This window comes from Pseudoalteromonas sp. LC2018020214, assembly GCF_016598755.1.
Classification (GTDB): domain Bacteria; phylum Pseudomonadota; class Gammaproteobacteria; order Enterobacterales; family Alteromonadaceae; genus Pseudoalteromonas; species Pseudoalteromonas distincta.
The window spans coordinates 2,941,157-2,961,509 of the sequence record NZ_CP066804.1 but is presented as its reverse complement, the minus strand read 5'-3'; the positions used below and the strand labels follow the sequence as shown (position 1 = coordinate 2,961,509).

17 protein-coding genes are annotated in these 20,353 nt (G+C 40.3%); 9 read left to right on the top strand and 8 right to left on the bottom strand.

What is annotated here, in order from left to right:
- The first annotated feature begins 150 nt into the window (after positions 1-150).
- Positions 151-552, top strand: coding sequence for a nucleotide triphosphate diphosphatase NUDT15 (locus JG479_RS13125; protein WP_200219468.1), 402 nt, complete (start codon positions 151-153; stop codon positions 550-552).
- On the opposite strand, the gene JG479_RS13120 is transcribed toward JG479_RS13125, so the two are convergent.
- The 6 genes from JG479_RS13120 to JG479_RS13095 all read right to left on the bottom strand — a co-directional run bounded on the left by JG479_RS13120 (position 553) and on the right by JG479_RS13095 (position 6,136).
- Positions 553-1,650 carry a polysaccharide lyase family 7 protein gene (locus JG479_RS13120; protein WP_200219467.1) on the bottom strand — a complete coding sequence of 366 codons (1,098 nt, stop codon included), beginning with the start codon at positions 1,648-1,650 and terminating at the stop codon, positions 553-555.
- Positions 1,651-1,902: 252 nt separating this feature from the next.
- Positions 1,903-2,667 (bottom strand): substrate-binding periplasmic protein, encoded by a 765-nt coding sequence (locus JG479_RS13115; protein WP_200219466.1) that lies wholly within the window; start codon positions 2,665-2,667, stop codon positions 1,903-1,905.
- A 206-nt stretch (positions 2,668-2,873) separates the two neighbouring features.
- Positions 2,874-4,712, bottom strand: a complete 1,839-nt coding sequence (locus JG479_RS13110) for an Lnb N-terminal periplasmic domain-containing protein (protein ID WP_200219465.1) — start codon at positions 4,710-4,712, stop codon at positions 2,874-2,876.
- 79 nt (positions 4,713-4,791) lie between these two features.
- Positions 4,792-5,274 carry a DUF3015 domain-containing protein gene (locus JG479_RS13105; protein ID WP_002962856.1) on the bottom strand — a complete coding sequence of 161 codons (483 nt, stop codon included), beginning with the start codon at positions 5,272-5,274 and terminating at the stop codon, positions 4,792-4,794.
- Between the two features lie 170 nt (positions 5,275-5,444).
- A complete protein-coding gene (locus JG479_RS13100) occupies positions 5,445-5,834 on the bottom strand; it encodes a hypothetical protein (protein ID WP_002962855.1) in 390 nt (129 codons plus the stop codon).
- The gene (locus JG479_RS13095) at positions 5,831-6,136 is read right to left on the bottom strand and encodes a hypothetical protein (RefSeq protein WP_002962854.1); all 306 of its coding nucleotides are present in this window, start codon (positions 6,134-6,136) and stop codon (positions 5,831-5,833) included. The genes JG479_RS13100 and JG479_RS13095 overlap by 4 nt, the downstream gene beginning before the upstream one ends.
- A 273-nt stretch (positions 6,137-6,409) precedes the next feature.
- Between JG479_RS13095 and JG479_RS13090 the strand changes: the two genes are divergently transcribed.
- The gene (locus tag JG479_RS13090; RefSeq protein ID WP_002962853.1) at positions 6,410-6,829 is read left to right on the top strand and encodes a VOC family protein; all 420 of its coding nucleotides are present in this window, start codon (positions 6,410-6,412) and stop codon (positions 6,827-6,829) included.
- 50 nt (positions 6,830-6,879) lie between these two features.
- Here JG479_RS13090 and JG479_RS13085 read toward each other — a convergent pair whose 3' ends face one another.
- On the bottom strand, positions 6,880-7,776 hold the full coding sequence (locus tag JG479_RS13085; RefSeq protein WP_200219464.1) for an AraC family transcriptional regulator: 897 nt from the start codon (positions 7,774-7,776) through the stop codon (positions 6,880-6,882).
- A gap of 185 nt (positions 7,777-7,961) precedes the next feature.
- Here JG479_RS13085 and JG479_RS13080 point away from each other — a divergent pair, with 185 nt between their 5' ends.
- Both JG479_RS13080 and JG479_RS13075 read left to right on the top strand, forming a co-directional pair.
- Positions 7,962-9,107 carry an iron-containing alcohol dehydrogenase gene (locus tag JG479_RS13080; RefSeq protein ID WP_002962851.1) on the top strand — a complete coding sequence of 382 codons (1,146 nt, stop codon included), beginning with the start codon at positions 7,962-7,964 and terminating at the stop codon, positions 9,105-9,107.
- A 530-nt stretch (positions 9,108-9,637) separates the two neighbouring features.
- Positions 9,638-10,084, top strand: coding sequence for a DoxX family protein (locus tag JG479_RS13075; RefSeq protein WP_039490309.1), 447 nt, complete (start codon positions 9,638-9,640; stop codon positions 10,082-10,084).
- A 52-nt stretch (positions 10,085-10,136) separates the two neighbouring features.
- Here JG479_RS13075 and JG479_RS13070 read toward each other — a convergent pair whose 3' ends face one another.
- Entirely contained in the window at positions 10,137-13,223 is a 3,087-nt protein-coding gene (locus tag JG479_RS13070) for a beta-galactosidase (protein ID WP_200219463.1), read from the bottom strand.
- A 112-nt stretch (positions 13,224-13,335) separates the two neighbouring features.
- Here JG479_RS13070 and JG479_RS13065 point away from each other — a divergent pair, with 112 nt between their 5' ends.
- The 5 genes from JG479_RS13065 (at position 13,336) to JG479_RS13045 (ending at position 20,345) form a co-directional block, all read left to right on the top strand.
- Positions 13,336-14,154 (top strand): AraC family transcriptional regulator, encoded by an 819-nt coding sequence (locus JG479_RS13065; protein ID WP_200219462.1) that lies wholly within the window; start codon positions 13,336-13,338, stop codon positions 14,152-14,154.
- 81 nt (positions 14,155-14,235) lie between these two features.
- Positions 14,236-14,544, top strand: coding sequence for a hypothetical protein (locus tag JG479_RS13060; protein WP_149594040.1), 309 nt, complete (start codon positions 14,236-14,238; stop codon positions 14,542-14,544).
- A 148-nt stretch (positions 14,545-14,692) separates the two neighbouring features.
- Positions 14,693-15,955 carry a TolC family protein gene (locus tag JG479_RS13055; protein WP_200219461.1) on the top strand — a complete coding sequence of 421 codons (1,263 nt, stop codon included), beginning with the start codon at positions 14,693-14,695 and terminating at the stop codon, positions 15,953-15,955.
- Positions 15,952-17,199: an efflux RND transporter periplasmic adaptor subunit gene (locus tag JG479_RS13050; protein ID WP_200219460.1), complete on the top strand. Its 1,248-nt coding sequence runs from the start codon at positions 15,952-15,954 to the stop codon at positions 17,197-17,199. The genes JG479_RS13055 and JG479_RS13050 overlap by 4 nt, the downstream gene beginning before the upstream one ends.
- An 8-nt stretch (positions 17,200-17,207) precedes the next feature.
- Positions 17,208-20,345, top strand: a complete 3,138-nt coding sequence (locus tag JG479_RS13045; protein ID WP_200219459.1) for an efflux RND transporter permease subunit — start codon at positions 17,208-17,210, stop codon at positions 20,343-20,345.
- The last annotated feature ends 8 nt before the right edge of the window (positions 20,346-20,353 follow it).

The following is a 20,353-nucleotide window of genomic DNA, read 5'->3' as shown; positions in this document are numbered from 1 at the left end:
CTTACAAAATGTAGGCTTTTTTTAGCAAGCAAGCTATTCGACCTTGGTCGGCTAAAAGTTAATCAACACACTGGTTTTAAAAATACAAAATTGACAACACAAAGCGTGTGGTTCAGCATGGCGGGCAGTAAAAATAAGAGAAAATACGATATGAGTAACGTAGTAAGAGTTGGTGTGGCGGTTATCATAAAGCACCAAAACACAATTTTACTAGGTGAGCGCATTGGCGCGCATGGTGCTAATACATGGGCAACACCTGGTGGACATTTAGAGTTTGGTGAAAGTGTTGAGCAATGTGCAATACGAGAAGTGTTTGAAGAAACAGGTTTAAAGGTAAGTAAAATTACTAAACTTGATTTTACCAATGATATTTTTACAGCAGAGAACAAGCACTATATTACGCTGTATGTAAAAGCTGACTTTGAAGGCGGAGAGCCTGAGCTTAAAGAGCCTAATAAATGTTTAAAGTGGCGCTGGTGCGATATTAATAATCTACCAACGCCACTGTTTGCATCACTAAAAAATTACTTATCTGAGGCTGTACTAGCCTAGTTATTTTGTTGGCGGTGTCGCTGGGCTTAACTCTAGTTTACTAAAGCTTACTTGAGCGTAATCGCCATTTTGTTTATCTGTAGACCAATCGCCAGTACCTAAACAACCTGGGTACCAAATACCTTTCGCGCTTTTAGTACTACATTGGTTATAAGCGCCGGCTTTAAAGTAATGCCAATCTGCAGCGTAACCATGTGGATGGTCTTTTTCGTCCACTTTGCCATAAGCATCTACGTTATTACCTAAGTTAATAGAGTAGTTAACGTCTTCTTTGCCTTGTGCGCTAAATGTAAGGTGCATAACATTTTTATACACATTGACCGTGTAGCTAAATTCTTCACCTAGTGCAATACCGGCACTGCCAGGCTCGTTAGGGTTTTCCCATGTATTACCCCAAACAGGGTAAGTAATGTCTGTACGGTCAGGATTCGTTTTAGCTAAATTACGTTCGTAGTTCCAAAAAACTGAGCCTGTTTTATGCCCTGGCCATTTTTTGTAATATATTTTAAGTGGCTCATTGCCCCAGCCATAACCAAGCTTTGTATCAATAAGCGCTTGATCTTTACCTGCGTGAATTTGTCCTACAACAACAGAGTAAGCCGCTTTTTTATCAGGATCAGTCGCACGTAGCGCAACGTGATCTACTTTTAACGTTGCTTCCATTTTTCCACCAACAGAACCAAATCGGTCAGATAGCGGGTGAACAGCTAAAGCAAAGTTGTTTTTAGAGTGTTTAGTTTTAATTTTAGTATTTGATCCACGGATCATTTGTCTAAGTTCACTACGGGTATTAGTAGAGTTAGCACTTGTAAGCGCTTTATTAGGCGAGGTAAATACCATATAGCCTTTATCATCAAGATAGAAAAAATCAGGGTGTGCGTAAGTCTGAATTTCTTCTACATCTATTTCATCAATTTTACCGTCGTTGTTTAAATCCACTGGTACATTTATTTTCCAGTGTGATAAATCAAACTTTGTTGCAGGTACCGGCGCATCGCTTTGCTGATTAGTGCTTTGGGTACTTGAACAAGCCGTAAAAAGTAGAGGTGTGATAACGGCTAAAGCCGTAAGTTTAAATGTGGATGTATTTTTTATCATTATTGTCTCTGTGTGATGAAGTAAAAATTGCGCGGTACAGGCGTCGCTTAACCTCAATCTAACATACCAATTTAAAAATTAAAACTTACCAATTTGTAGTTTTTTATAATTAATTGTTATTTCAATGATGGTGTTTTGGTTAACCAATAGGGTTGGTTAACGTTATTATGTTATTTGAAATTGTTAAACAGAGGTGTTTTTCATCATACTTGGTAGCGTTTGATGTTTGCTAATATACTTATTTAAATAGGTTTAATTTATAGAAGGAGGAAGAGGGAGTTGCCACTTTTTTAAAATGGCTTGGTATTCGCCACTTACTTTTATAGTTTTTAATGCCTGCGAGATTAAGTTTGCTGTTTTATCGTCAAGCTGATTATTAGCAGCAAAATAGAGTATTGAAGGAAAATCAGCTAAATGAAGTCGTTTAGTTATTAAGTCTGGGTCGAGCCCTGACATTTTTAGTTCATTATCTAAGGTGAGTGTATTCATAAGGACAAAGTCAGTTCTACCCTTATAAAGCATTTGCCATGCCTGCTGATAATAACTAGCTAGTATTAAATTTTTATCTTCTTCAAACCCCATTTTTATTAAATATTTGGCACTCAAATATCCACGAATAGTGCCTACTTTATAAAATTTTGCATGATTTAAATGAGTTACTTCGTCTTTGTGGCTTTTTAAACTAACTAGGTAGGCATCAGTAAAATATACCGCTCCTAACCATTTAAACTGACTTTGCCTAGCGGGAGTTTTTAATAAAGAGAGCATAATTGTGTTTGGATTAGCTGCTAGCTGATGAAAGGCTCGTGCCATTGGCATTATTTCAAATTTAGCTTGTAGCTTTGCTTCTTTTAAAACAGCCTTAGCAATATCAACGGAAGCTCCGTCAGCTTCACCGCTTTTGTTTTTAAAATGGTAAGGGTGTAAATCTTCGGCAATAAAAGTAAGAGAGCTTACTGCCCTTACATTACTGCAAAAAATAAAAACGAAAATGAAAACTACAACACGCAGATACATAAGAGAATCTTTCTAACTACAATACTTTGATTTTAAAGGGTCTTGTCTGAAATATATACTCAAATGTATAAAATAAGTAAATGAATAGGTATGTAGAGAGTCTATTGCATAGTTAAAGAAGTGAAAATTGAACGAGTATTGAGTAAAGTTTTATATACCCACAAGCGCTGTAAAAATAATTAAGCCCTTGTGGGTATATGCAATGATTAAAAGTAGTATTGAATTGCAAATTTAGCCGATGTACTACTTGTATACCAATGTTGGTTTTTAAGCTCAGTACGTATAGATAAATTACGTGATAAGGAGTAATTCCACTTTATTGCAAAGTCACTGTGTTTATCTGCTTGGCCATCTATTAACCATGTTATGTTTGCCGTAAGAGCGAGTTTATGACTGTTATTTATTTGCCATATTGCACCAGCTTCACTAACAATGCCTGTTGTTAGTTTGTCTGTTATGTCACCATTATTAAATTCAACTTGGCCAAGTAAATAGCCGTGTAACGTGTTTGGGTTACCGATTGATTTTCCGTATCCACCTTTAGCAAACCAACGACCTTGTTGAATATTATTATTAGGCTGACGATCAAAGCCCATTTTAAAGTTCCAAGACCAGCTATCAAACACGCGGTTATCGGGTGCAAGTGACATAGCATCTAATAAATAAAAATGCTCAAGTCGCGTGTTACCCTTGTCGCTTATGGCACCTTCAATATCAAAAAAGCTAATTTGAGCACCAGGAATAAATCCAGCTGAGCTATCTAATAAATCATGGTATGCAAGGCGATACGCAAAGCTTGTTAAGTCACTTTGATGGGCGTACTCAGTTCTTCCAAGCGTTACTTTAGAAGAGCCATGACCTTGCTCTGGAGAAGCAATAGGACGACTTGGCTTAGTAAATGGCGAAGCTACTTTATATTTGCTGCGCATTAGTAGTAACTTAGTTAGTCGTGGTGCAATTTCTTCACGCTTTAATGCTTTATCGTAAAATTCAAAATTTAACCATTCATACGCCATTTCTAATATTGCGACTAATTGCGACTGTGAGTAATTACGAATATTGAGGGAGCCACCTTGCATTAACTCTCTTGCATCATCAAGTTGCTCGTTAGTCATTTGAGTAGAGTAATGGTAAAGCTTAGTGCCAAAAGCAGGGCGGTAATTAGGTGTTTGTAGTAAGTTGTTATTTCTTAGTACTGCAACGGTATCAGATGGAATAGCTTGCATATTAAATGACGATGTTAAATCAAGATCCTCTTGTGCAAGTTGTAATAATGCAAGTAATTGGTAAGAGCAGTTTTCATCAATAAAAAAGTAATCAAATGTAGCTGATTGTAGCTCCCATAAGTGCAATAAAATAAGCTCTACTTGTGGCTCAGATAAATTAAGTTTGTATTCCCAAATATCACGAGATTCTAAATCATTATATTCGCGTACTTTTTTATAGTACGGCATAAGTGAAAATTTACCAGGATAGCTGCCAATCAGGCCTTTTAGTGCGTACATAGCTGCATTGTCTGAGCCGTCTGGTTCTGCTGCAAAATTAACTGCGAATGCGAGCAACTCTTTATGGCGAGTCTGATCTTTTGCATCAATACGAAGTAAGGTGTGACCAAACATTGATGAGGGGCTATTCATAAATGCAGTAGGAAAAACTAACGTAACCCCTTTTGGGTTTATTATTTTTTGCCACGCCTGAAGCTCTGGGCAATTAAGCGCGGGCCAGTTATTTTTAACTTTTGTTTTTAGCCATTTATAGCGTGCTGGAAACCGACAGCGAGATTGTGTTGTTTTTGGGTCAGTATTTTTACCACTAAATGCGGCTATAGTGGCTTCAAGTTCGTCCAGTGGACTTGTTTTACCTATAGGAGATAAAAAAAACTCAGCACTATCTACTTCACTTTTCCAACCACCTAATGTGGCCCCACGGTAATGACCTAATTTGAGCCAGTAAGGGTCGGTTGCTAAGGTGTCATTTTTAAAACTTTGAGCGTTTACGTAAGTACTAAACAGCGTAATTGATAAAACAAAGAATATTTTTTTCATAATCACTAAACAATAAAAGCCGCTAGAGAAATACTCCAGCGGCTTTATTTATACGTATAAAACCGGCTAATTTAGCTGATTAAGAAAGAGTATAAGAAGCAAGTTGTGCGTTACTTGCAAGAACAGTGTTTAGGTTTTCTAAAACTGTTTGCGAAGTTACGTTTTCAGAAGTAAATACTGAAGAAAACTGTGCTTGAGCAAGCGCGTTGAATGCTGCTTTATCTTGATCTGCAACACCCCAAGCTTCAGCTAGAGTAGCTAAAGTTTCGCCTTCACCTTTTGACATATCACGAGCAAGTTGCTCCATGTTACCGTCGATGAATAAAGCAATTTTTTCTGAAGACGTTACTGTACCAGTACCATCACAACCTAAAGTACCAAAAGTGATACCAAAAGTTTGGTTACCAGAAGTACCGTTTGTTGTAGCGCCTAAAATTTTAACGCCTTTACCTTGCTGACCTGCAAATAACATAGAACCAAGACCACAACCAATATCTTGGTCAGCCATAGCATTTGAGAAAGGTAGTAAAGATAGTGCAGCTACTGCGATTAGTTTTTTCATTTTCATAAATCCATATATGATTGTCTTTATTTAGGGTAAATAAAGTTCGCGAAAGATTCTAACAGACTTGCAAAGAAAAAGAACAGCTTAAAACATGAATATTTTACACTCTAATTTTTCTACTATTTTAAAGCGAATGCTGGGAGAAACTAGACCAGTTCAATAATTTTTTATTGAACTGGTGGCGGCTTTTTACTTCTTGGGGCACCTAACAAAATACAGGTATGGCAAATACATACAGATAAAAATGCACTAATACCTAGTGCACCACCGTAGCCGTCAAGTTTTGGTACAAGAAATTCAAATAATATTGAAAACAAAACAGATGAGCTTGCTACCGTATAAATACCAAAACGATGCGGGGCGCTCATGCCAATAAATGTACCGCCAAAAAATATAATCGCGTATAAATCGGGGTTTAAATTCAATGCGCTAAAAATTAAGTAAGCAATAATAGAAAGTGAAGAGGATGCTCTTATACCATCAAAGCGACTATGTTTAGCTAAGTAAAACGTTAAAAAAGCACCAAGCAGTACAAGTAATGGGTATTCAATACTCATAGTACTATTCCTTTAGCTAATACAAAAAGTGCCACGCTTGCAAAAGCGACACTGCCAAGTTTGCCACCAAAGCCTGTAAACATATTCATAGTAAGCACATACAAACTTGAGCCAATAAGCGAAATAATAGCAATTTCCCAGTAACTGGTAATTAAATGGGTTGAACACATACCGGCAAAACTACCAGCATAAATTGCAGCATAAGGATGGTTTTTATAACGCGCAGGAAAAGGGATAAAAGAGCCAATAAGCCCCGTTAGCGCGGCAGAAATTACTAAAGGCAGTGCAAAAGTAGTGTGCATAGCAAAGCAAGCTACAAAGCCTAAAAAGAAAGTAATGAATTTTAAAAGTAAGAATTTAATCATAGCGGCGCATTTTAAACTAATCCTTTTGCGCTTTCTAATACTCTCTAACAAATAAATGTTATAAGTAATTACACATTTAAAAAGCGTGTTTTTTAAACGACTTTTAGGTATTAAATATGCTTAATAGCGTTGCTGTTAATGTTCTATAAATCACAAACTATGTATAATGGCGATAATTTAATGTATTAAAGTGTTAACCAAGGGTTATTTATGTCTAACTGTTTGCATCTGGCTATTCCGGCTGGCGATTTAAAAGTGGCTAAAGCGTTTTATTGTGACGTACTAGGCTGTAAAACGGGTAACAGTGAAGAAGGTCGCTGGGTAGATATAGATTTTTGGGGTAATGAACTTACCTTGCACCAAAGTGTTGAGCGCCTACCAACAGTTCGCCATGATGTAGATATGGGAGCTGTGGCAGTACCTCACTTTGGTATTCACTTATCTGAAGATGAGTTTAACGGGTTAAAAAAGCGTATTGAAGATGCGGGTATTGAATACCTAGATAAACCATACCGCCGTTTTATTGGTGATGAGTTTGAGCAAGAAACGTTTTTTATTGAAGATCCAAATGGCAATGTGCTTGAAATGAAAACCATGGTAAACCCAGAGGTTTTGTTTAAAAAAGTATAGTTTTTCACTCGTGCTATTTAAAGCCACTTTTATAGTGGCTTTTTTGTGGGCTAGCTATGTAACTGAGTTAATACTTCGCTAGGTGTTTTATTAAAGTGGCGTTTAAATTCGCGGCTAAATTGCGATGGGCTGGTATAGCCAACCTTTAATGCAGCTTCGTTGGCTTTACTTCCACTAGTGGTTATGAGTTCTTTAGCCTTAGCTAAGCGTACTTTTTTTAAATACTGTAGAGGGGATTCAAACGTTACTTGCCTAAAAGCACGATGAAACGACGATACGCTCATGTTTACATCTTCAGCTAACCCTTCAACCGTAATTTGATTGGCATAACTACTGTGCATAGTTGAGAGCGTGCGGGCGATACGTGCATAATGCCCATCATGCATAGCAAGCCCTATTAAAGTATGTCCTTGTGGACCACAAAGTACGCGATATACCAATTCTTTTACTATATCTTCGCCAAAAATGTCAGCCTCAATGGGGTTATTTAAAACAGTTAATAACCGATGAGTAACGAGCTCCATTGCTGTATCTAGAGTTGCCGACTGTACTGCGCCAACTTGTACAGAAGACGATGATGCTGAAAGAGGCTTATGCTGCATTATTTGATTAACGAGTTTGTGTAGCATTGCAGGGTTTATATCTATGGCAATGCCCATAACGGGTAAGTCGTTATCGGTAAATGCTTCACACTCTAATGGCACCGGTACGCCAAGGACTAAGTAGTCGCCTGCGCCGTATTTTATTTGATGTTCAGGAAAGTGAATTATTTTATGACCTTGCCCAACAATAATAATACTTGAGTTATATATAAGCGGTTGGCGCGGCGAGCTTTTAGTTGCTCGATGAAAATACACGCCTGGAATGATAGTTTCCATGGTGCCTTCAAAGCTGAGTAATTGATTATGCTCGGCGTATTGTTGCAACATATTGGCTATGGTGGGCATAAAAGGCATCTTTAATTGAGTGTATTTTGCGTAAAATAACAATGTTGGTAGTTTTAGGCAAGCTTTTGCGAGTTATTGGGCTTTTTTTATGTTTGTTTTGCTACTAATATGCACTCATTGGAATTTGGCTTAGCTAGTGTCTAAGCATTCTATTTAGTATTTAACCGTCACCTAGGAGCAAAATAATGAAATTTAGCTACGTAAATCCAACTCTTATCCAATTCGGTCAGCAACAAATTGCGGCACTATCTGATTTGATCGCAAAAGATCAAAAAGTACTTGTAGTGTACGGCGGCGGTTCAATTAAAAAGAACGGCGTGTACGACCAAGTTGCTGCAGCACTTGAAGGCTTTGACTGGGTAGAGTTTTCGGGCGTTGGCGCTAACCCAACAATTGAAGTGCTAGACCAAGCAGTAAAAATTTGTAAAGAACAAGACATCGACTTTGTATTAGGCGTAGGCGGCGGTTCAGTAATCGACGGCGTTAAATACATTGCCGCATCAGCCGTTTATGATGGCGAAGGTTGGGATATTCCTACTGGTAAGCACACTATTACTAGCGCATTACCAATTGGTGCAATACTAACATTGCCTGCAACGGGTTCAGAGTCTAACCAAAACTCAGTTGTGAGCAAAGAAGCAACGAAGCAAAAACTTCCGTTTGCATCACCAGAAGTACTTCCTAAGTTTGCGATTATGGACCCTGATGTAATGAAAACATTACCGCAGCGCCAACTTGTGAATGGTTTAGTAGATGCATGGGTTCACACCTGTGAGCAGTACCTAACATTCCCTGAAACAGCATTAGTTCAAGAAGGTTACGCTGAAGCACTTTTAAGAACGCTTAAAACTTTAGGCGATAACTTTGAAAACCAAGATGACGCATGGCGTGCAAACCTTATGTGGGCAGCTAACCAAGCACTTAATGGTTTAATTGGTTCTGGTGTATCGCAAGATTGGGCAACACACATGATTGGCCACGAGCTTACAGCCGCTTACGGTGTTGATCATGCACGTTCACTTGCTATTGTTCAGCCTTCTTTATTACGTAACCAATTTGCAGTTAAAAAAGCAAAGCTTGAGCAAATGGGTAAAAACGTATTTGGTCTTGAGCAATCTGAAGACTTAGCAGAGAAAACAATTGCAGCAATTGAAGCGTTTTACCACAGCCTTGACGTAGCGACCCAGCTTACTGAACATGGCGATGATAAAGCCGCTGCTATTGACAATATTATTGGCAAACTTGAAGCTCACGGCATGGTTGCTCTAGGCGAAAACCAAGCTATTACGCTAAAAGAAAGCCGCGAAATTTTAGAGCAAGCGGTTGCTTAATTTTCAAAGCTAAGCGCTTACTTAAATATACTAGGGCGTGTTGATCTTTGGTGGGTGAATTTGCAGCAGTATGTTTGGTTTTTAGGCAAGGCGGAGCCTATGTAGTGTGGTTATTCCCCATGAATAGGCGATAACGCAGCATAAATACCAAACATGCGCTGCCCTTTGGGTTCTTTCTAGGGACGATTAACTCTTTGTTGCCTACATGGATGTAGGTAAGGGGCGTGAGCAGGACGCGGAAGCTTTGCTCGGTTTTTACTTAGCCCACTAGATTACAAACCTCGCGCCGCGATTTAATCTTCCTTGGATTGAACAAATTTCAATCCACAAAGATCAACACGCCCTAAGTAATACGTTAATAAAAAACCGTCAACCTTTGGGTTGGCGGTTTTTTTATGGGTTATTATAAATACTGCGTTGCTAATTAACCAATAAATCCCATATTAATGTTTTTTAATGATGATAGTAAACTGTGTTCAACGGTTAGGAAAAACCTAACGATTAAATAAATTAAAACAGGACTAAAACTCATGAAATTACTAAACACATTACTTAGCTCAAAAGCAGGCGTAGCAGCATTAATTTTACGAGTACCAGTTGGCCTTATTTTAGCGGCGCATGGTGCACAAAAACTATTTGCTTGGTTTGGCGGTTACGGGCTTGAAGGTACAGGCCAATGGATGGCGAGTATTGGTTTAGAGCCTGGCTATTGGTTAGCAATGATGGCAGGTAGCGCTGAGTTTTTTGGTGGCATTGCATTAGCAATTGGTTTGTTAACTCGCCCAGCTGCTGTAGTTGCCGGCTTTACTATGCTGATTGCTATTTTTAGCGTACATATTAGTAATGGCTTATTTATGGCAAACAATGGCTATGAATACGCATTAACGTTACTTGTAGTAACTGTAGTTTTAGCAATTCAAGGAGCGGGAAGTTTTTCTCTTGATAACGTATTAGCTAAAAAGCTCGCTAATAAATAGAGTGTGTTAATTAAAAAAATAGCGGCCAATTTGGCCGCTATTTTTGTTTAAATTATTCAGCAGATAATGTTAAAGAATAACTGTACTGCTTTTGCTCAAGTAAATATTCTTTATGGGTACTTGGGCTCCATGAATCATCGCCACCAACCCCCATATGTTGATGATCAATGTGTACATGTACGCAATCATCAGCAATGAGTTCGTTAGTGTGCTTAGCTTGCGTTAACATACTTTGCGAATACTCACTGGCTGCAAATAAAAACGCACCGGTTACGGTTAAATTATTAATACGCAGTAATTGGCAATCACTACGCAGGCCGTTATCGGTTGGGAATATATACGGGGTATGTAGCTCATTTAAGCTCAAGCTGTAATAGCCTAAACGTGCTGCGGCTTTGCGATCTGGGTAGTTTTCAAAAGGCCCTAAACCACGCCAGTTTACTTTTGTATCGCTTTGCTTGTTAAGCGTTGTACTTAGCCCTATACGCGGCATTGGCGGCAGAGTGTCGTTTAAGTGCACATCAACATTTAAGCTAATATTGCCGGTATTATTTAGTGTATATAGCCATTGTGTTTTTGTTTGTAGCACGCCATTAAATTCGTAATTAAATACACAAGTAATACGTACATCAACGCTTGATTGCACTGCGTGAATTGAGCTACATGTGCGCTGCCATTGCCCTATACCTGCACGTAACCAACGAGCCTCCCATGCATTAGGGTCTAGGTTGTCTACTTCGCTTACACCAATGTCGTTATCAAGCGGGGCGCGATAAAAGTTATCAACCAGTGGGCTACGAATAACCTGAGTATCGTTTTGTAACCACTGCTCTATAAGCCCTGATTGCTTGCTAAAAACAAGTTTAAACTTATCGTTTTCAATACTTAGTTGAGAGTCGGTTTCGTTAACACTTATAGCGCTTTGCTCTGTAGTTGGTGCAAATGATTCACTGTTTAAATTATTACTATTTATAAGCTTAAACTGCTCGGTGTTTAATACATGCTCGGCACTTGCAAAGCTACAATCGTTAATTAGTGCTACATCTAAATTAAGGTGGTATTGCGCACCTTGCTCAAACGTTGTTTTAGTTTTAATTGTTAACGTGTGTGTACTTTGCGGAGCAATATTAAGTACATGCTCGCCTTGTTCAACACAGATGCCATTTTGCATTAACTGCCAAACCAGTTTTTCGTTATCTGTGTGTCTAAATACATAATCGCTAAATACATCAACGGTAAATTGGTTTTGAGTCTGCTCGCGCAGCGTAAATTGTAAATGTTGCTGGCTGTATTTAGCTTCAAACAAGCTTGGATGCGGTGTGCGGTCAGGGAATAATAAGCCGTTAATACAAAATTGGCGATCGTTTAGTTCATCACCAAAATCGCCGCCGTAGGCCCAGTAATGCTCACCATTTTCATCAGTTTTAGATAAACCTTGGTCTACCCAATCCCAAATAAAGCCACCTTGCAGGCGAGGGTATTCTCTAAATGCTTGCCAGTAATCGTCAAAGCTACCTAGGCTGTTACCCATTGCATGGGCGTACTCACATAAAATAAGCGGGCGCGTTTCACCCGGTAGGCTTAGCCATTTTTTAATTGAATATTTTGGTACGGCGTCGTCGGCAACATGCGTATCTACACGGGCATACATTGGGCAAATAATGTCGGTTGCTGTGGTATTTGCGCCGCCACCTTCGTATTGCACTGGGCGAGAAGGGTCAAAGCTTTTTGACCATCCGTACATAGCATCGTGGTTGGCGCCGTGTCCGCATTCGTTACCCAGTGACCAAATAATAATAGAGGCGTGGTTTTTATCGCGCTCAACCATTTGTGTATAGCGCGACATAAATGCGCCTGCCCACTGCGGATCACTGGCAAGCCTACCCATTGGGAACATGCCATGGGTTTCTATGTTTGCTTCGTCCACTACGTATAAACCTAGCTCGTCACACAGCTCGTAAAAACGCGGGTGGTTAGGATAGTGAGCAGTACGTACAGCATTAAAGTTATTTTGCTTCATCAGCTTAATATCTTCAATCATATCGGCGGTAGTAACTGTATGGCCGTTTTCTGGGTGGTGTTCGTGGCGGTTAACACCGCGAATAAGTAGCGGTTTGCCGTTTAAGCAAAGCTGCCCGTTAAGCATTTCTACTTTTCTAAAGCCAATGCTATAGGCTTCTGCATCTACTGTGTTGCCTTGCTCATCAAGCAGGCTTACAACACAGCGGTATAAGTAGGGGGTTTCGGCGGTCCACTTTTTAGGGCTTTGTATATCAATGGTTTGAAATACAACATCGCTCCAGCCGCCTTTTTCATCAACGCGTTTATTGTTAGTGCTTTGTATGTGTGGCTCACACAATGCTTGCTCATTATCAAAAACCTGTACTGCTACTTGGTAGTTATTTGGCGCATTTATCGCGGTTTTTATATGTAGCGTTGCATCGCGATAGCAAGCGTCTAAATCTGGGGTTATAAACACATCACGTATTTGGTTTTGTGGTTTTGTAAGTAAGTTAACATCGCGAAAAATACCGCTTAGCCACCACATGTCCTGATCTTCTAAATAACTGCCATCGCTCCAGCGAATAACCATAACGGCAATACGGTTGGTGCCTACTACTAACAGTTCGCTTAAATCAAATTCGCTTGGTAAGCGGCTATCTTGCGAATAACCCACCCATTGACCGTTACACCAAAGGTGAAATGCCGAGTTTACGCCTTCAAAAATAATATGGTTACGCTGAGCTAATTGCTCCGCCGTAATAGTAAACTCAGTGCGGTAGCAACCTGTTGGGTTATCGCTTGGTACAAATGGCGGGTTAACTGCAAATGGGTATTTAACATTACAGTAAATAGGTTTATCAAAGCCGTGTAATTGCCAGTTAGAAGGCACTGTAATGCTTTGCCAGTCGCTGTTTAGTGTTTCACTTAGCAGTGATTCATCAACCGCTTCGGGTTTATCAAATAATTTAAAATCCCATTGGCCGTTTAAACTTTGTTTTTGTGATTGTGTGTTAGAGCGGGCATGGTCAACGCTTTTAAATCCATTGAGTGGGCTGTGCGCTTTTACTTGATTAACTTGTACTGAAATTGGGTTTTCCCAATCACGGCGGTTAATTATGTGTTGTAGTGAGTTCATTAGTGTCCTATTGCATGTATGGCAATTATAGTGGCTTAAATATAGCTAAAATAATGCGTTGAGGTTATGCTTAAAGCTCTCTTTTGTTTGTCCAAAACTATCATTTTAAATTATGCACAACACTATTGTAGATGTACTCGATATTGGCCCAGAGTGTACAGAGCGGTTTATTGATTTAACCACGCTTTCGCAAATGCCAAACCTTGAAATAGAGCTGGCAGGTTGCTCTAATTTATTGAGTGACTATTGTGTTGCACGTACTAACCCGCTTGAACACACTCTTTTTTATACTTTGGCTGGTCAGGGCACACTTAAAACAGTTAAAAACCAATACTCATTAACTGAAAATAGCTTAGCTATATTACCTGCAAGGCAAAGTTTTGAGGTTGAAATAGCAAGCGAAAAGTGGGATGTGATTTGGCTAAACCTTGCAAACACTAAACGTTGGCAACATTTAAATTTAGCACAGGCTAAGGTATTAACTAATCAGCAATTAGCGCCATTACATTTAGCTATGGAGCTTTTATATAGCGAAAGTAACGCTACTTTGCGCGAAGGTGTTATGCCTATTTTAAGTCATTATTTAAACACTACGCTTCAAAGCGAGCCACAAATAGGCGGGCAAAACAGATTAACCAGCTTGTTTTTAGAGGTAGAAGAGCGCTTACAGTTTGATTGGACAATAGAAGCCATGTGCGAGCACGTGCATTACTCAGCACCGCATTTACATAGGTTATGCCAAGCGCAATTTGGTAAAAGCCCTATGCAGCAGCTTATTTATTTACGCATTAAACGAGCTAAAAGCTTACTACTAAATACCCGCTGGCCTGTTGCCCATATTGCTGCTTACGTGGGGTATCCTAATATATTTAATTTTTCTAAACGGTTTAAAAAATCAGTGGGTGTATCACCAAGTGAATTTAGAAAATAACGTAAGCGGCTCTCTACATTTGAATAAATTTAAGGTATTGTGCGATTTCTTAAATTGCATTTTAGAGTTTTTAGGTAGGTAATGCGCTCAAACTACTTTTTAGTCGTGATACTTTTAGTGCTTGTGCACAGCTTTATTAGCTGTGATGCGGCGGCGTATCATTTACAAGAAGAAGTAGATCATGCCACGCATATTCACGCTCATAGCGATACCAATGACGACGATGCGCAATCCCCTACCGAAATTCATGCCCATCAGCATTGCCACTGTGGCTACTACAGTACGATAAATCATTCAATAAGCCCTGAACAAAGCCAAGCCACAAACAATGCTTGTTACAATGGTTTAAATTATCCACCAGATGTTCCGCCACCCAATTTTTATAGCTAGTTTTTAATTTTAAACACTTTGTAAATAACTGCCTGCGCTTGTGCGCTATTGGCCTAGTTATGTACATATTTAGGTTGCTTAATTGCGCTTGTTTTTAAAACAGGCATAGTGATTAAGCCAACTCTGTTTGTTAAAACGGATATGCTATATGAATAAAAAACCACTTATGCTGGTAGCGCTACTGTGTGCATTACCAACACTGAGCGCTTTGGCAAAAAGCGAGCCTCAAAACGTATTAACGCTAAAGCAAGCGCTTAAAAATACTGAGCAGCAAAACTTACAGCTTAAACGCTACCCGTACCATCAAAAAATATTAACCGCGCTTAAAAGCCAAGCTGCGCTTTCACCTAACCCTGAGCTTAGCTTTGAAGCTGAAAACTTTTTAGGAACTCATGGCTCTCATGCGTTTTCGGGGGCGCAGTACACGCTGGCTTTAAGTCAATTAATAGAGCTGGGTGATAAACGCCAAAACCGCATTAACTACGCCACGGCAAATATAAAAGCGCAAACAATTGAGTATAAAAATACTCGGTTAGCACTTTTAGCAACCACCGCTGAGCGTTATTACCAAGTACTAAAATTTCAGGCATTAATTGCACTAAACAGTGAGCGTAAAAACACTGTTAAGCAGGCACTTAATGCAATTGAAAAACGCGCTAAAGCCGGTGCGGTCTCAAGTGCTGATGTAACCCGCATGCGCTATGCATTAAGCCAAGTTGATTTAAATACGGCCATGCTACAAAGTGAATTTGAGCGCTCTCGCTTAGCACTCAATGAGCTTTGGCAAGAGGAGCAAGTGAGTGATTACTATGCTGGCGATTTATCACAAATAGCTGCTATTAAAAGTGAAGGCGCGCTACTTGCTGCGGTAAATACAGCGCCTGAATTTGCACTGTTACAGCAGCAATATATGCAACAAACTGCCAACTTAGCACTGCAAAAATCAACGGGTCAAAGTGATTTAACCCTTGGTGGTGGCGTGCGATATAACCAGCAAACTGATGCCAGCTCGTTGGTGTTTTCTTTTTCAATGCCGCTGCAATTAAGCAATTCTAATAGCGGTAATATTGAGGCTGCAAAGCATCAACTTACGCTACTTAATGAGCAACAAGGGCAATTACGTATTCAGCTACGCCAGCAAATACGCACTTTGTATGCGTATTACCAAGGTAAAACTGCGCAGGCACAGCTATTAACACAGCAAGTTATTCCACAAGCACAAACGCTTATAAAACAAAGTTTAAAAAGCTATCAACAAGGGCAAATATCGGTATTGCAATTGCTAGACGCACAGCAAGCTCTATTTGATTCTAAACGCGCACTTATCAACATCCATAGCGAGCTATATCAAGTACTGCTTACCCTTGAGCGTTTAACTGGCCAACCTTTAATTGAGACTCATCAATCATGAATAACACTCTTATCGCATTATTTATAACGCAATTATTTGCACTGCCATTATTAAGTAGCACGGCTATGGCATCTGATAGCCATCACGAAAAAGGTCACGAAGAAGGCCACAAAGACGAGCACACACAAAAAGGCCCACACGGCGGATTTTTACTAACCAATAACGCCCTTGATTTAGAGCTTAAGTTAACCCAGTTTGCAGGTAATACCAAGCTGCGAATATATGGCTTTAATAACGATAAAGCTGTGGATATAAATCAGTTAGACGTAACCATAAACGTGCAGCGTTTAAGTGAAGAGCCACAGCTTATTCGTTTTAAAGCTGAAGATGACTATTTAGTAAGTACCGTGAGCGTAAACGAGCCGCATTCTTTTAAGCTTGATGTAATGGCACGCTATAAAGGCGTTGAAATAAATTATCATTATGAGCAAGAAGAAGGGCGTACAACGCTAAGCTCCCAAGCAATTGAACGCGCAGGAATTAAAACCGAGATTGCAAAAGCAGGCACGGTTGAGCTAACAGATACTTTATTTGGTGTTATAGCACCCACCGCGCACGGCACCGTTGAAGTAATGGCGCCTTATACCGGCTTAGTTAACAATATTTTTGTAAGCATTGGTCAAAACGTTAAAAAAGGCGATAAGCTAGCAAGCATTACCAACCGCGAAACCCTACAAAATTACACCATAAAAAGCCCAATTACAGGCGTTATTACCGAGCAATATTTAAAGCGCGGTGAGCTTGCCAACAGCGCATTAATGCAAATAGTAAACCTTGAAACCGTATGGGTCGAGCTCTCGGCTTTTCCTGAAAATATTGAAAAGCTCGCCATAGGACAAAGCGCAAAAGTGTACGATTTACATCATCATTTAAATGCGCAAGGTGAGGTGTTTTACATAGCCCCGATGATGAGCGGCGGGCATATTGCGCGTGCGCGAATCGAGCTTACAAACCCTAATGGTCATTGGCGTCCTGGTATGCATGTTAATAGCGACATTAGTACTGCAAAAGTAGATGCTGCAGTGCGAGTAAAGGCTACAGCTGTGCAGGAATTTAACGGCAAACCTAGTGTGTTTATTAAAAGCGGCAATGTATTTGAAGTCCGCCCTGTAAAGCTTGGTGCTAAAAACAGCGAATGGGTAGAGGTACTTGAGGGGCTTTCGCCAACCAGTGAGTACGTAACTGAGAACAGTTATGTAATTAAAGCCGATATATTAAAAAGCGGCGCAAGCCACTCACACTAGGAGGCAGCATGATTGATTGGATAGTTTCTTTTGCGGTTAAGCGCCGCATGATGGTGCTTGCGCTCACGCTTTTATTTGCTGGGTTTGGTGTATACAACACACAAAATTTAGCGGTGGATGCCGTACCCGATATAACTAATGTGCAAGTACAAATAAATACAAAAGCGCCTGGGTTTACCCCGCTTGAAGCAGAGCAGCGTATAACCTATTTAATTGAAACCGCTATGGCGGGCATACCAAAGCTTGATTACACTCGTTCTATTTCGCGTTATGGACTCTCGCAAGTAACGGTTATTTTTAACGAAGGCACCGATATTTACTGGGCGCGCCAGCAAATATCAGAGCGCATTCAAAGTATTCGCTCAGACTTGCCAGCCAATATTGAGCCAAACTTAGGACCAATTGCCAGCGGGCTAGGGGAGATTTTTACTTACTCTGTGCATGCAAATAACGGTGCATTAAAAGATGATGGCACGCCATTTAACGCAGAGGATTTACGTACCCTGCAAGATTGGGTTATTCGCCCGCAGCTATTAAAAGTAAAAGGCGTTACCGAAATAAATAGCCAAGGTGGCTTTGAGCGCCAGTACCAAGTAGCGCCCGTGCCTGAAAAACTACTCGCTTATAAGCTCACGCTAAGCGATGTAATTACTGCACTTAAATTAAATAACAGTAACCAAGGCGCTGGGTTTATAGAACGCTTTGACGGGCAATATTTAGTGCGCTCGCCAGGGCAATTAAAAACCATTGATGATATAGCCAATACTGTAATTGCTAAGCGCGATGATGCACCAGTACGGATTAAAGATGTAGCAAATGTGCGTTTAGGTAAAGAGCTCAGAACCGGCGCTGCTACTTATAATGGTAAAGAAACCGTGCTCGGCACCGCCATGATGCTAATTGGCGAAAACAGCCGCGTAGTGGCAAAAGCCATGGCTGATAAACTCAAAGACGTACAGCTAAGCTTGCCTGAAGGTGTTGTGGTAGAAGCAGTTTATGACCGCACAACCCTTGTTGATAAAACCATAGCAACCGTAAAAACCAACCTGTTCGAAGGCGCGGTGCTGGTGGTTGTTATTTTACTGCTACTACTGGGTAACGTAACTGGCGCATTGATTACGGCAATGGTGATTCCGCTTAGTATGCTATTTGCCATTACCGGTATGGTGGGTAATCGCGTGTCGGGTAACTTAATGAGCCTAGGCGCAATCGACTTTGGTTTAATAGTTGATGGCGCTGTAATTGTGGTTGAAAACTGTTTAAGGCAATTAGGACTTGCGCAGCATAAACATGGCCGGCTACTTACATTAAATGAGCGTTTAAGTGTTGTAACCGCCGCTACTAAAGAAGTGTTTAGCCCTGCGGTATTTGGCATTTTAATTATTATGCTGGTGTATTTGCCGCTGTTTGCACTTAGTGGGGTTGAGGGAAAAATGTTTCAGCCAATGGCATTTACGGTTGTAGCCGCACTAGTTGGCGCACTTATTTTTGCTGTTACCTTTGTACCTGCCGCTATTGCGGTATTTGTGCGAGGAAAAGTAAGCGAGAGCGAAAATGCCGTTATGCGCGGTATTAAAAAAGGCTACAAACCACTGCTTGGTTTATCGCTTAAGTTGCCGTGGGTAATGTTAAGCATTGCTGCTGTGCTTGTAATTGCACTTGGCTTTAAAGTTAAAAGTATGGGCGCTGAATTTTTACCGCAGCTTGATGAAGGCGATATAGCCATGCACGCACTGCGCATTACCGGCACCGGTATTGAACAATCGGTAAAAATGCAAAAAGAGCTAGAGCAAGCAATTTTAGACATACCTGAAGTTGAAAAAGTATTTTCAAAAATTGGCACTCCAGATGTAGCAAACGATCCTATGCCACCTAACGTTGCCGATACCTTTTTAATGTTAAAGCCGCGCGAACAATGGCCTAATCCTGCTTTAAGTAAAGAAGAACTGGTTAAGCAAATTCGCCATTTAGTAAATGAAGTACCAGGTAATAATTATGAGTTTACGCAACCTATAGAAATGCGTTTTAACGAGTTAATAGCAGGCGTGCGAGCCGACGTTGCGGTGCGTATTTATGGCGATGATTTATCAACATTAAAACAGTATGGTGAAAAAGCCACAGCCTTGGTGCAAAACATTACTGGCGCAACTGATGTACGCCTTGAGCAAATGGAAGGTTTGCCTACACTTTCGATTACTCCGCTTCGCGATCATATGGCACTGTTAGGTTTAACAGTAACCGATATACAGCAAAGTGTAAGTGCTGCGGTAGGCGGTGTACAAACCGGACTTATTTATGAAGGCGATAAACGCTTTTCGTTATTAGTGCGTTTAGATGAGCGCTGGTCAAGCGATGTATCACAGCTTGCGCGTTTGCCAGTGGCCGTGCCCAAAAGTGCCAACCCAGACCTTGCATTTGTACCGCTTGGCGAAGTTGCAAATATTAGTATTGATAAAGGGCCTAATCAAATAAACCGTGAAAGCGGTAAGCGTAATGTTGTTGTTACTGCAAATGTAGAAGGGCGCGACTTAGCAAGCTTTGTAAGTGATGCACAAGCCGCTTTAAATTCAGATCTTAATTTACCAAGTGGTTATTGGATTGAATACGGCGGCACATTTGAGCAATTAGAATCGGCAAGTAAGCGGTTATCGCTGGTGGTGCCAGTTACTTTATTGCTTATATTTGGCCTGCTTTACAGTGCGTTTAATTCACTTCGTGATTCGTTAATTATATTTAGCGGCGTACCACTTGCACTGACCGGAGGTGTGCTTGCGTTACTATTACGCGATATGCCGTTATCAATATCGGCAGGCGTGGGGTTTATAGCGCTAAGTGGTGTAGCGGTATTAAATGGCGTGGTTATGCTGTCGTTTATTAAACAATTAAGAGCCGATGGGCTTAGTTTAATAGATGCGATACAAACAGGTGCACTTTCGCGCCTGCGCCCAGTACTTATGACCGCTTTAGTGGCAAGTTTAGGGTTTATTCCTATGGCGCTAAATACTGGCACCGGCGCTGAGCTACAAAGGCCGCTGGCTACGGTTGTGGTTGGCGGGATTATTTCATCAACCTTACTTACGCTATTAATATTACCGGCACTTTATAAATTAGTGCATACAAAGTTTAATAGGCATCAAGCAGCTTAGCCAGTTGA

Coding starts and splice junctions, on each gene's coding strand:
- JG479_RS13065 (WP_200219462.1), top strand. CDS start 13,336: ATGCACAACACTATTGTAGATGTACTCGATATTGGCCCAGAGTGTACA.
- JG479_RS13080 (WP_002962851.1), top strand. CDS start 7,962: ATGAAATTTAGCTACGTAAATCCAACTCTTATCCAATTCGGTCAGCAA.
- JG479_RS13060 (WP_149594040.1), top strand. CDS start 14,236: ATGCGCTCAAACTACTTTTTAGTCGTGATACTTTTAGTGCTTGTGCAC.
- JG479_RS13095 (WP_002962854.1), bottom strand. CDS start 6,136: ATGCACACTACTTTTGCACTGCCTTTAGTAATTTCTGCCGCGCTAACG.
- JG479_RS13045 (WP_200219459.1), top strand. CDS start 17,208: ATGATTGATTGGATAGTTTCTTTTGCGGTTAAGCGCCGCATGATGGTG.
- JG479_RS13085 (WP_200219464.1), bottom strand. CDS start 7,776: ATGCCCACCATAGCCAATATGTTGCAACAATACGCCGAGCATAATCAA.
- JG479_RS13105 (WP_002962856.1), bottom strand. CDS start 5,274: ATGAAAAAACTAATCGCAGTAGCTGCACTATCTTTACTACCTTTCTCA.
- JG479_RS13075 (WP_039490309.1), top strand. CDS start 9,638: ATGAAATTACTAAACACATTACTTAGCTCAAAAGCAGGCGTAGCAGCA.
- JG479_RS13050 (WP_200219460.1), top strand. CDS start 15,952: ATGAATAACACTCTTATCGCATTATTTATAACGCAATTATTTGCACTG.
- JG479_RS13120 (WP_200219467.1), bottom strand. CDS start 1,650: ATGATAAAAAATACATCCACATTTAAACTTACGGCTTTAGCCGTTATC.
- JG479_RS13100 (WP_002962855.1), bottom strand. CDS start 5,834: ATGAGTATTGAATACCCATTACTTGTACTGCTTGGTGCTTTTTTAACG.
- JG479_RS13110 (WP_200219465.1), bottom strand. CDS start 4,712: ATGAAAAAAATATTCTTTGTTTTATCAATTACGCTGTTTAGTACTTAC.
- JG479_RS13090 (WP_002962853.1), top strand. CDS start 6,410: ATGTCTAACTGTTTGCATCTGGCTATTCCGGCTGGCGATTTAAAAGTG.
- JG479_RS13055 (WP_200219461.1), top strand. CDS start 14,693: ATGAATAAAAAACCACTTATGCTGGTAGCGCTACTGTGTGCATTACCA.
- JG479_RS13070 (WP_200219463.1), bottom strand. CDS start 13,223: ATGAACTCACTACAACACATAATTAACCGCCGTGATTGGGAAAACCCA.
- JG479_RS13125 (WP_200219468.1), top strand. CDS start 151: ATGAGTAACGTAGTAAGAGTTGGTGTGGCGGTTATCATAAAGCACCAA.
- JG479_RS13115 (WP_200219466.1), bottom strand. CDS start 2,667: ATGTATCTGCGTGTTGTAGTTTTCATTTTCGTTTTTATTTTTTGCAGT.